Source organism: Micrococcus luteus NCTC 2665 (assembly GCF_000023205.1).
Taxonomy (GTDB): Bacteria; Actinomycetota; Actinomycetes; order Actinomycetales; family Micrococcaceae; genus Micrococcus; species Micrococcus luteus.
Genome location: NC_012803.1, coordinates 863,978 through 876,051 on the forward strand (window position 1 = coordinate 863,978; position 12,074 = coordinate 876,051).

Below are 12,074 nucleotides of genomic sequence, written 5' to 3' on the forward strand. Positions count from 1 at the left end.
GCGCACGGGCGCGGCGGCCCTTCCGTAGACTTGCGCGGGTGAAGCCCGAAGACCTCTCCGCCCTGCTGTCCGCTGTCCTCACCGACGCCGTCGATGCCGGTGACCTCCCCGCCGCGCTGCGGGAGGGGATCACCCCCGCGCGCGTGAAGGTGGAGCGACCCCGCAGCCGCGAGCACGGCGACTGGGCCACCAACGTCGCCCTCCAGCTGGGCAAGAAGGCCGGGATGGCCCCGCGCGACCTCGCCGGGCTCGTGGCCGAGCGCCTGACCGGGAAGCCGGGCATCGCGGCCGTCGACGTCGCCGGCCCCGGCTTCCTCAACGTCACCCTGGACGCGGCCTCGGCCGGCGCCCTGGCCCGCGAGATCGTCGAGGCCGGCCCGGAGTACGGCCGCAACGACACCCTGGCCGGGCACACCGTGAACATGGAGTTCGTCTCCGCCAACCCCACCGGACCGCTGCACATCGGACACACCCGCTGGGCCGCGCTGGGCGACGCGATCGCCCGCCTGCTGCGCGCCTCCGGCGCGGACGTCACCGCCGAGTACTACGTCAACGACGCCGGCAACCAGATGAACGTGTTCGCCGACTCGGTCCTCGCCCGCCTGCACGGCCGCGACGTCCCCGCGGGCGGCTACCCCGGCGCATACGTGCAGGAGCTGGCCGACGCCGTCGCCCTCGAGCACCCGGACGTGCGCGAGCTGACGGACGAGGCCGCCCGCCCGGTGGTCCGCGAGGCCGCGTACCGGCTCCAGATGCAGGACATCAAGGACACGCTCGCCGCCTTCGACGTGCACTTCGACGTGTTCACCTCGGAGCAGACGCTCCACGACTCCGGCGCGATCGACCAGGCCGTGCAGCGGCTGCGCGAGCAGGGCCACATCGAGGACCGCGAGGGCGCCGTGTGGCTCAAGACCACCGACTTCGGCGACGACAAGGACCGCGTGCTCATCCGCGCCAACGGCGAGCCCACCTACTTCGCCGCCGACGCCGCCTACTACCTCCACAAGCGCGACCGCGGCTTCGAGGAGAAGGTGTACCTGCTCGGCGCCGACCACCACGGCTACGTGAACCGCCTCAAGGCGATCGCCGCCGCCGCCGGCGACGACCCGGCGACGAACATCGAGATCCTCATCGGCCAGCTCATCTCGGTCAACGGCGCGAAGCTCTCCAAGCGCGCCGGCAACATCATCGAGCTCAAGGACCTCGTGGAGTGGCTCGGCCGCGACGCCCTGCGCTACGACCTGGCCCGCTACCCCGCGGACTCGCCCCTGACGATCGACCCCGAGCTGCTGCGCTCCGCCACGAACGACAACCCCGTCTACTACGTGCAGTACGCCCACGCCCGCGCCTCGGGCGCGGCGCGCACCGCGCAGGCCCACGGCGTGGACCGCTCCGAGTTCGACGCCGCCCTGCTCACCCACGCCACCGAGTCGGAGCTGCTGGCCCAGCTGGCGGAGTTCCCGGCCGTCGTCGCCGCGGCGGCGCGCCTGCGCGAGCCGCACCGCGTGACCCGCCACCTCGAGGTGATCGCCGGGGCCTACCACTCGTGGTACGCCGCCTGCCGGATCGTGCCCATGCCCACCGACGACGGCACGCCGCGTCCCGTCGAGACCCTCAACCGCACCCGCCTGTGGCTCAACGACGCCACCGCCCAGGTGCTGGCCAACGGCCTCGGCCTGCTCGGCGTGTCCGCCCCGGAGAAGATGTGAGCGCCCGGATGACGACGACGCAGCCCGCCCCCGCCTCCCCGCTCGCCCCCGCCTGGCTCCCCGCGCCGGGGGACCCGGACGCGCTCGTGCCCGGCCTCTGGGCCGCCGGCGTGGGCCGTGCCGCCGACGGCGAGCTCACCGTCCAGGGCCTGCGCGCGAGCGCGCTCGCCGCGGAGTTCGGCACGCCGCTGCTCGTGGTGGACGAGGACGACTTCCGCGCCCGCGCCCGCGCGTTCCGCGAGGGCTTCGACGCCGCGTTCGCCGACCTGTGCGGGGGAGCGGACGTCTACTACGCCGGCAAGTCCATGCTCACCCTCTCCACCGCCCGCTGGGCGGCCGAGGAGGGCCTGCGCGTGGACACCGCCTCCGGCGGCGAGCTGGCGATCGCGCTGGCCGCCGGCGTCTACCCGGCCCACATCGGCCTGCACGGCAACAACAAGTCGGACGCCGAGCTGCGCACCGCCCTCGAGGCGGGCGTGGGCCGGATCATCGTGGACTCGCTCGACGAGCTCACCCACCTGGCCGCGCTCGCGGCCGAGGCCGGCCACCGCGCCCCCGTGATGCTCCGGCTGACCCCGGGCGTGCACGCGCACACCCACGACTTCATCGCCACCGCGCACGAGGACCAGAAGTTCGGGCTCTCCCTGGCCCCGGCGTCCACCGACCGGGACGGCAACGTGGCCGGCCGCTCGCCGGCCGCCGTCGCCGTGGACACGGCCCTGGCGACCGAGTCGATCGACCTGCTGGGCGTGCACTGCCACATCGGGTCCCAGATCTTCGAGGCCGAGGGCTTCGGGCTGGCGGCCGGACGCGTGCTCGAGTTCCTCGCCGAGGTCAAGGCCGAGCACGGGGTGGAGCTGGCCGAGCTCGACCTCGGCGGCGGCCACGGCATCGCCTACACGGCCGTGGACGAGCCGCGCCCGGCCGCGGAGATCGCCGACGCCCTCGCCGACGACGTCCAGAAGACCGTCGAGCGCCTCGGCCTGAGGTGCCCGCGGGTCTCGCTCGAGCCGGGGCGGGCCATCTCGGGCCCCGCGGGGCTGACCCTCTACACGGTCGGGGTGACCAAGACCGTGGACGCGGACGCCCCCGACGGCGGCACGGCGGCCCGCCGCTACGTCGCCGTGGACGGCGGCATGTCCGACAACCCGCGTCCCGTGCTCTACGACGCCGACTACACCGCCGTCTCCGCGCGCCGCACCTCGGAGGCCGAGCCGGCGCTCTCCCGTGTGGTGGGCAAGCACTGTGAGTCCGGCGACATCCTCGTCCGCGACGTGTACCTGCCGGCCGACCTGGGCCGCGGCGACCTGCTGGCCGTGCCGGCCACGGGCGCGTACACGCACGTGATGTCCTCGAACTACAACGCGCTGGCCCGCCCGGCCGTCGTCGCGGTCTCCGGCGGGCTGGCGCGGGTGATCATCCGTCGCGAGACGCAGGAGGACCTGTTCGCCCGCGAGGCCGATCCGCGCCTCGCCCGCTGAGGACGCGGGCGCGGCGCACCCGGCCGTCGGCCTCGGGCCCGGGTGGGTCCGTCCCGCTCTGCGGACACCGAGTGTCGCGCGGTGGGACGGGCCGGGGCGCCACGCTAGATTCGAGGCCAGCCGGGCGGCGCGGTCGCGCGGCCCCGACCCCACCCTGGATCACGGAGGACCATGCCCCAGCACACCGACGCCCCCACCGCTCTCAAGGTCGCCCTGCTGGGCGGCGGGACCGTGGGGTCCCAGACCGCCCGGATCCTCACCGAGGACGCCGACATCCTGCGGGACCGCGTGGGCGCCGACCTCGAGCTCACGGGCATCGCGGTGCGGGACACGGGCGCGACCCGCGACTGGCAGGCGGACCCGGCGCTCTACACCACCGACGCCGAGGCGCTCGTGGCCGGCGCGGACGTCGTCATCGAGCTGATGGGCGGCATCGAGCCGGCCCGCACCCTGATCCTGCGCGCCCTGGCCGCCGGCACGTCCGTGGTGACGGGCAACAAGGCGCTGCTGGCCCAGCACGGCGAGGAGCTGTACGCCGCGGCCGCCGCCACCGGCGCGCAGCTCAGCTTCGAGGCCGCCGTCGCCGGCGCCATCCCGATCCTGCGCCCGCTGCGCGACTCCCTGGGCGGCGACCGCGTCACCCGCGTGATGGGCATCGCCAACGGCACCACCAACTTCATCCTCGACCGGATGGACTCCGAAGGAGCGGACTTCGACGACGCCCTCGCCGAGGCCCAGCGGCTCGGCTACGCCGAGGCCGACCCGACCGCCGACGTCGAGGGCCACGACGCCGCCGCGAAGGCCGCGATCCTGGCGACCATCGCGTTCGGCGCGCCGTACACCCTGGACCAGGTGGCCGTCGCGGGCATCACCGCGATCACGGCCGAGGACAACGCCGCCGCCGCGGAGGCGGGCTACGTCATCAAGCTGCTGGCGATCGCCGAGCGCGGCCGCGCCGCCGACGGTGCCGAGGGCGCGGTCCTGCGCGTGCACCCCACCCTGCTGCCGCGGGAGCACCCGCTGGCCTCCGTGCGCGGGGCGTTCAACGCCGTCTTCGTGGAGGCCGAGAACGCCGGCGAGCTCATGTTCTACGGTCCCGGGGCCGGCGGCGCCCCCACCGCCTCCGCGGTGATGGGCGACGTCGTCTCGATCGCCCAGCGCATCGTGCGCGGCGGCCCGGCACGCCTGCGGACCCCCGTCACCGCCCTGCCCGCCCTGGACCCGGCCGAGGCCCACACCTCCTTCATGGTCGTGCTGCGCGCGGCGGACCAGCCCGGCGTGCTGCGCCGCGTCGCCGGGGTGTTCGAGGAGCACGGCGTCTCCATCGAGACGCTGCGCCAGGTCCCGTCCGAGCGCGAGGACGCCCCCGGCGCGTCCCTGCGGCTGATCACCCACCGTGCGCGGCAGCGCGACCTCGACGCCACCGTCGAGGCGCTCGCCGCCCTGGACGTCGTCCACGAGGTCGCGTCCGTCCTCCGAGTCGAAGGGAACTGACCCATGGCCCACCAGTGGCGCGGCGTCGTCCGCGAGTACGCCGACCGCCTGCCCGTCACCGAGGACACGCGCGTGATCACCCTCGGCGAGGGCGGCACCCCGCTCATCCACGCCCCCCACCTCTCCGAGCTGGTGCAGGGCACCGTGCACGTGAAGTTCGAGGGCATGAACCCGACCGGCTCCTTCAAGGACCGCGGCATGACCATGGCGATCACCGCCGCCGTCACGGACGGCGCGAAGGCCGTCGTCTGCGCATCCACCGGCAATACGTCCGCCTCGGCGGCGGCCTACGCGGCGCAGGCCGGGATCACGTGCGCCGTGCTCGTGCCCGAGGGGAAGATCTCGATGGGCAAGATGTCCCAGGCCGTGGCCCACGGCGCGGAGATCCTCCAGGTGCAGGGCAACTTCGACGACTGCCTCGAGGTGGCCCGCAAGCTGGCCGAGAACTACCCCGTGTTCCTGGTGAACTCCGTCAACCCGGCCCGCATCGAAGGGCAGAAGACCGGTGCATTCGAGGTCGTGGACACCCTCGGCGACGCCCCGGACTACCACCTGCTGCCCGTGGGCAACGCCGGAAACATCACCGCGTACTGGAAGGGCTACCGCGAGTACGCCGCCCCCTACGTGAACCCGCACGAGGGCGCCTCGGACGCCGAGCTGCCCGCGGTGGCCACGAAGACCCCCGTGATGTGGGGCTTCCAGGCCGCGGGCGCCGCCCCGATCGTCCAGGGCCACCCCGTGACCGACCCGGACACGATCGCCACCGCCATCCGGATCGGCAACCCGGCCTCGTGGGAGCAGGCCGAGGCCGCCCGCGACGAGTCCGGCGGCATGATCGACTCCGTCACGGACGAGGAGATCCTCGAGGCCCATCGCTGGCTCTCCGCGAAGGAGGGCGTGTTCGTCGAGCCCGCCTCCGCCGCCGGCGTCGCCGGGCTGCTCAAGCACCACGCCGCCGGGAACGTGCCGGCCGGCAAGAGCTGGGTCATCACCGTCACCGGCCACGGCCTCAAGGACCCGCAGTGGGCCCTGCGCGGCGCCGACGGCGCCGACGTGACCCCGCGCTCGGTGCCGTTCGACGTGGTCACCGTCGCCCAGGCGCTCGGCCTGAGCTGAGCCATGGCCGCACCGCAGCCGCTGGCGCCCGGGACCGCCGCGTCCGTCTCCGTCCCCGCCACCTCCGCCAACCTCGGCCCCGGCTTCGACTCGATGGGCCTGGCCCTGGAGCTGCGCGACGAGGTGACGCTCACGGTCGTGGCGGGCCCCGACGTCGCGGAGGCCGAGGGGGAGGGCGCGGCCACCCTGCCGCGGGACGGCGCGCACCTGATCCTGCGCCTGGCGCACGAGCACCTGCGGGACCGCGGGTTCACCGCGCCGGGGCTGCACCTGCGCGCCGTGAACCGGATCCCGCACGCCCGCGGGCTCGGCTCGTCCGCGGCCGCCGTCGTCGCGGCCTACGCCGCGGCCGAGGCCCTGCTGCCGGCCGCGCTGCGCCGGGCGCCCGCGGACCTGCTCGAGGCAGCCACCCGCTTCGAGGGGCACCCGGACAACGTCGCCCCCGCGCTCGTGGGCGGGGCCACCGTCTCCTGGACCCGCGGGCCGCGATGAGGGAGGACTTGCCGGCTGCGGCTGCACGAGCGCGTGGTGCCGGTGGTCGCGATCCCGGACACCGAGCTGTCCACCCACGTCGCCCGGGGCGTGCTGCCCGCCGAGGTGCCCCACGCCGCGGCGGCGGCCCAGGCCGGCCGTGCCGCGCTGCTCGTCCACGCGCTGGCGGAGGACCCCGCGCTGCTGCTGGCCGCCACGCGGGACTGGCTGCACCAGGAGCCGCGCGCCGTGGCCATGCCGGCCAGCGCCGCACTGGTCGCGGGGCTGCGCGAGCGCGGCCATGCCGCCGTCGTCTCCGGCGCAGGTCCCACGGTGCTCGCGCTGTGCGACGGCGTCCAGGCGGCCGAGCACGCCGCGGAGGCTGCGCGTGCTCTGACGGCAGACGGGGCGGCCTCCTGGCGCGTGCTGGTGCCGTGCGTGGCCGTGGACGGTGTTAGGGTGGAATCACTCCACCACGGCTGACCCCACCGCCTCGCGCGGCCCGGGTCTCCGGTGCCCGGGCCAGTGACGGCCGGACGCACCGAGCGCCGTCGGCCGGAACCCCGCCGCGATCCATCCCGTGCTGCGCACGGCCGGCGTGCGGGACCCCTTCCGGCTCGGTCGAGTCCGGACGCCTCCGCCCCGTCACGCAGCGACTGCGCACGATCAGGGGAGGCGCCACTGATGAGTTCACACCATGAAACCCGGTTTTCTGGGGCGCCGCTGCGCGGCCCGACCGGATGCACACCGCAGCCCGACGCGCCACGCGCCGCCGGGCCGCATTCGAGGGAGAAGGAACCTTCGTGACCGAATCCACGGAACAGACCACGCCGACGAACGGCGGTGGCCTGGCCTCGCTCAAGCTCGCCCAGCTCCAGGCCCTGGCCTCCCAGCTCGGCATCGCCGGCGGCTCGCGCATGCGCAAAGCCGACCTGGTGACCGCGATCTCCGACCACCAGCGCGGCGGCTCCGTGGCGGACCGCGACGCCGCCGAGCGCGCGGCCCAGACCACCGCGGCCCCCGCCGCCGAGGCCGCCCCGGCGGCCGCGTCCTCTCAGGACGCCGCCCCGGCCGCCGAGCGCCCGGCCCGCCGCCGCTCGCGCCGCGCCGATGCCGACACCTCGGCTCCGGCCGCCGCCGCCCAGGACGGGCAGCCCCAGGCCGAGGCCCTCGAGGCCCAGACCGAGCAGGCCCCCCGTGAGACCGCCTCGGACCAGGATCGGTCCGAGGGGTCCGAGACCCGCGACGAGGGCGAGGGCCGCCCGCAGTCCGAGCGCCGCTCCCGCGGCCGCCGCCGCGCCGGCGACGACGACGCCCAGCAGGGTCAGGACCGTCGCTCCGACGGCGCCCAGGGCGAGGATGCCGCCGATGCGGACCGCCGCGGCGACCGAGAGGACCGCGACGACAACGGGCGCGAGAACGGCCGCAACGGCCGCAACGGTCGCAACGGCCGCAACGGGCGGGATCGTGACAACGGCCGTGACCGTGAGAACAACCGCGACCGCGAGAACGGCCGTGAGAACAACCGCGACCGCGAGAACGGCCGCGAGAACAACCGGGACCGTGAGAACGGCCGCGACGGCTCGCGCGAGCAGCGCGGCGACAAGTCCGAGGACGGCGGCCGGGGCGACGGCGGACGCGGGGACCGCAGCCGCCGCGACGACCGCGACGACGAGGGCGGCCGCAACCGTCGCAACCGCCGCAACCGCAACGAGCGCGGCCGCAACCGCCGTGGCCGCGGCGGCCCTGAGGTCGACGAGACCGAGCTGACCGAGGATGACGTCCTGCAGCCCGTGGCCGGCATCCTCGACGTGCTGGACAACTACGCGTTCGTCCGCACCTCCGGCTACCTGCCGGGCCCGAACGACGTCTACGTCTCCCTGGCCATGGTGAAGAAGTACGGTCTGCGCAAGGGCGACGCCGTCGTCGGCGCGATCCGCGCCCCGCGCGACGGTGAGAAGCAGCACCACGGCGGCGGCTCCCACCGCCAGAAGTTCAACGCCCTGGTGAAGATCTCCTCGGTCAACGGCCAGCCCGCCGTCGAGCACCCGCAGCGCGTGGAGTTCGGCAAGCTCGTGCCGCTGTACCCGCAGGAGCGCCTGCGCCTGGAGACCGATCCCAAGCTGATCGGCCCCCGCGTGATCGATCTGGTCAGCCCCATCGGCAAGGGCCAGCGCGGCCTCATCGTCTCCCCGCCCAAGGCCGGCAAGACGATGATCCTGCAGTCGATCGCCAACGCGATCAAGACGAACAACCCCGAGGTCCACCTCATGATGGTGCTCGTCGACGAGCGCCCCGAGGAGGTCACCGACATGCAGCGGTCGGTGGACGGCGAGGTCATCGCCTCCACGTTCGACCGCCCGGCGGACGACCACACCACCCTCGCCGAGCTGGCCATCGAGCGCGCCAAGCGCCTCGTGGAGATGGGCCGCGACGTCGTCGTGCTGCTCGACTCCATGACCCGCCTGGGCCGCGCCTACAACCTGGCCGCTCCGGCCTCGGGCCGCATCCTCTCCGGCGGTGTGGACTCCTCGGCCCTGTACCCGCCGAAGAAGTTCTTCGGCGCCGCCCGCAACATCGAGAACGGCGGCTCGCTGACCATCCTGGCCACCGCGCTGGTCGAGACCGGCTCGCGCATGGACGAGGTGATCTTCGAGGAGTTCAAGGGCACCGGCAACATGGAGCTGCGCCTGTCCCGCCACCTCGCTGAGCGCCGCATCTTCCCGGCGGTGGACGTCAACGCGTCCGGCACGCGCCGCGAGGAGGCCCTGCTCTCGCAGGAGGAGGTCAAGATCATGTGGAAGCTGCGCCGGGTGCTCTCCGGCCTCGACCAGCAGCAGGCCCTCGACCTGCTCACCAACAAGATCAAGGACACCGCGTCCAACGCCGAGTTCCTCATGCTGGTCTCCAAGACCACGCTGGGGTCCAAGGGCGACGACTGACCGTCCCGTCGCACGGCCCCGTCCCGCCGGGGGGAGCTCGTCTCCGCCGGACGGGGCGGGGCCGTCCGCATCGGACAGCCCGGCCCCCTGAGGCCGGAGGAGGAGAGGCACGCACGTGTTCGATTCGGAGCAGCGGCGCGAGGCCGTGGATCGGCTCCTGGCGGAGCATCGCGAGCTGACGGCGCGCCTGTCCGACCCGGCGGTGCACCAGGACCCGGCACTCGCCCGCCGGCTGAACCGGCGGTTCGCCGAGCTCGGTGCCGTGGTGACGGCCCACCGCGCCTGGTCGGCGGCCGCGGAGGAGCTGGCCGACGCGCGGGAGCTGGCCGCGGCCGGCGATGACGACGCGGCGGCCTTCGCGGCCGAGGTGCCCGGTCTGGAGGCGGCCGAGGCGGAGGCCGCCGAACGGCTGCGCCGGCTGCTGATCCCGCGCGACCCCGACGACGCCCGCGACGTGATCCTCGAGATCAAGGGCGGCGAGGGCGGCGAGGAGGCCGCCCTGTTCGCCGGCGACCTGCTGCGCATGTACCTGCGCTACGCCGACTCCCGGGGCTGGAAGACGGAGGTCCTCTCCGCCACGCACTCCGACCTGGGCGGCTACAAGGACGTCCACGTGGCGGTGCGGGGGAGCGCGGCCGACCCGGCCGACGGCGTCTACGCCCGGCTCAAGTTCGAGGGCGGCGTGCACCGCGTGCAACGCGTGCCCGTCACCGAGTCCCAGGGCCGCATCCACACCTCGGCCGCCGGCGTGCTCGTGCTGCCCGAGGTGGACGCCCCGGACGAGGTCCACCTCGATCCGAACGACCTCAAGGTGGACGTCTTCCGCTCCTCCGGGCCGGGCGGCCAGTCCGTCAACACAACCGACTCCGCGGTGCGTCTGACGCACCTGCCCACGGGGATCGTCGTCTCCATGCAGAACGAGAAGTCCCAGATCCAGAACCGCGAGGCCGCGCTGCGCGTGCTGCGGTCGCGGCTGCTCGAGCGGCAGCGGGCGGAGCAGGACGCCGAGGACTCCGCGGCGCGCGCCGCGCAGGTGCGCACCATGGACCGCTCGGAGCGCATCCGGACCTACAACTTCCCGGAGAACCGGATCGCGGACCACCGCACCGGCTACAAGGCGCACAACCTCGACGCGGTCCTCGACGGCGACCTCGAGGCCGTGATCGCCTCCTGCCTCGCCCTCGACGAGGAGCGGCGGCTCGCCGCGCTGGGCGGGGACGCGTGAGCGCACCGGCCTGGTCCGCGCTGCTGCGCGAGGCCGCCGCCCGCCTGACCGCGGTGGGCATCGACTCGCCGCGCGTGGACGCCGAGCTGCTGCTGGGCCACGTACTCGGCCTCGACCGCGGCGCGCTGCTGGCCCGGGTGTTCGCCGGGGCCGTGGCCGAGCCCGCGCAGGCGGCGGGGTTCGAGGCGCTCGTCGGGCGCCGCGCCGCCCGCGAGCCCGTCCAGCACCTGACCGGCGTCGCGCACTTCCACGGGCTCGACCTGGCGGTCGGCCCGGGCGTCTTCATCCCGCGGCCGGAGACCGAGCTGCTCGTGGAGGCCGTCGTGGCCGACCTGGCCGCGCGGCCCGCGGCGGGCGTCGTGGTGGACCTGTGCACCGGCTCCGGCGCGATCGCCGTGGCCGTCGCGGCGTGGGGCGAGGCCCGGGGCCGCCCGCTCGCCGTCACCGCCGTCGAGCTCGACCCGACGGCGGCCGACTGGGCCCGGCGGAACCTCGCCCCGCGCGGAGTCGACCTGCGACAAGGCGACGCCCTTGTCGCATGTCCTGACCTCGAGGGCCGCGTGGACGTCGTCGTGAGCAACCCGCCCTATGTGCCCGAGGCCGAGGTGCCCGCCCAGCCCGAGGCCCGACTGGACCCGGCGCGGGCGCTCTACGGCGGGGACGCGCCCGGGCTGCGGATCCCGCGGGCCATCGCGCACCGGGCGGCGGAGCTGCTCGCCCCGGACGGCCTGTTCGCCATGGAGCACCACGAGACGCAGGGCCCGGCCCTCCTGGCCGCCCTCGGCGCGGACCCCCGGTTCACGGGCGTCCGCGTGCACCCGGACCTCACCGCACGAGATCGGTTCCTGACGGCGCGCCGGTCCTGCGAAGCCGCGGCGGGCGCGGAGGTGGAAGAATGACCGACGTGAGTGACTTCATCGACGTCTCGGATCCGGCCGCCCTCGAGAATGCCGTGGCCCGCGCCCGCGAGGTCCTCGCGGACCGCGGCTGCGTGGTCCTGCCCACGGACACCGTCTACGGCATCGGAGCGGACGCGTTCTCCCCCCTGGCCGTGGCCGTGCTGCTGGCCGCCAAGGGCCGTGGCCGCACCATGCCGCCGCCCGTGCTCATCGCGGACCGCCGCGTCATGGCGGGCCTCGCGTACGACGTGCCGGAGGAGGCCGAGGCCCTCGCCGAGCGCTTCTGGCCCGGCGCCCTCACGCTCATCCTCAAGTCCCAGCCCACGCTGACCTGGGACCTCGGCGAGACCCGCGGCACCGTCGCCCTGCGCGTGCCCGACGACGCGGTGGCCCGCGAGCTGCTCTACGCCGTCGGCCCCATGGCCGTCTCCAGCGCGAACCGCACCGGCATGGACGCCGCCACCACCGCCGACGCCGCCCGCTCGATGCTGGGGGAGTCCGTGGCCCTCTACCTCGACGCCGGCCCCCGCGAGAGCCGGGATCCCTCGACGATCGTGGACTGCACCGTCACCCCGTTCCGCGTGGCCCGGCAGGGCTCCGTGCCCCTGGAGGAGCTGCGCGCGGTGGTGCCGGACCTGCTCGCCGAGGGCGAGGAGCCCCCGGTCGCCGCCGAGCGGATCGCGGCCTCCGAGGACGCCGCCGCAGCGCGCCCCGCCGACCGGGAGGCCTGACCGGCC

8 protein-coding genes and 1 pseudogene are annotated in these 12,074 nt (G+C 75.0%); all 9 read left to right on the forward strand.

Features of this window, described 5'->3' with window-relative positions:
• Positions 1-38 precede the first annotated feature (38 nt).
• On the forward strand, positions 39-1,709 hold the full coding sequence (argS, locus tag MLUT_RS15525; protein ID WP_010079032.1) for an arginine--tRNA ligase: 1,671 nt from the start codon (positions 39-41) through the stop codon (positions 1,707-1,709).
• Positions 1,710-1,717: 8 nt separating this feature from the next.
• Positions 1,718-3,190, forward strand: a complete 1,473-nt coding sequence (gene lysA / locus MLUT_RS15530; protein ID WP_012750806.1) for a diaminopimelate decarboxylase — start codon at positions 1,718-1,720, stop codon at positions 3,188-3,190.
• Between the two features lie 171 nt (positions 3,191-3,361).
• Entirely contained in the window at positions 3,362-4,684 is a 1,323-nt protein-coding gene (locus MLUT_RS15535; RefSeq protein ID WP_010079030.1) for a homoserine dehydrogenase, read from the forward strand.
• A gap of 3 nt (positions 4,685-4,687) precedes the next feature.
• Positions 4,688-5,800 (forward strand): threonine synthase, encoded by a 1,113-nt coding sequence (thrC, locus tag MLUT_RS15540; protein WP_010079029.1) that lies wholly within the window; start codon positions 4,688-4,690, stop codon positions 5,798-5,800.
• 3 nt (positions 5,801-5,803) lie between these two features.
• Positions 5,804-6,754 (forward strand): annotated as a pseudogene (gene thrB, locus MLUT_RS23320) (homoserine kinase).
• Between the two features lie 320 nt (positions 6,755-7,074).
• Positions 7,075-9,213, forward strand: a complete 2,139-nt coding sequence (rho, locus tag MLUT_RS15550) for a transcription termination factor Rho (RefSeq protein ID WP_012750809.1) — start codon at positions 7,075-7,077, stop codon at positions 9,211-9,213.
• 115 nt (positions 9,214-9,328) lie between these two features.
• Positions 9,329-10,438, forward strand: coding sequence for a peptide chain release factor 1 (gene prfA / locus MLUT_RS15555; protein WP_010079025.1), 1,110 nt, complete (start codon positions 9,329-9,331; stop codon positions 10,436-10,438).
• On the forward strand, positions 10,435-11,337 hold the full coding sequence (gene prmC / locus MLUT_RS15560) for a peptide chain release factor N(5)-glutamine methyltransferase (RefSeq protein ID WP_010079024.1): 903 nt from the start codon (positions 10,435-10,437) through the stop codon (positions 11,335-11,337). The genes prfA and prmC overlap by 4 nt, the downstream gene beginning before the upstream one ends.
• Entirely contained in the window at positions 11,334-12,068 is a 735-nt protein-coding gene (locus MLUT_RS15565) for an L-threonylcarbamoyladenylate synthase (RefSeq protein WP_010079023.1), read from the forward strand. Before prmC ends, MLUT_RS15565 begins: the two co-directional genes overlap by 4 nt.
• Positions 12,069-12,074: the final 6 nt, after the last annotated feature.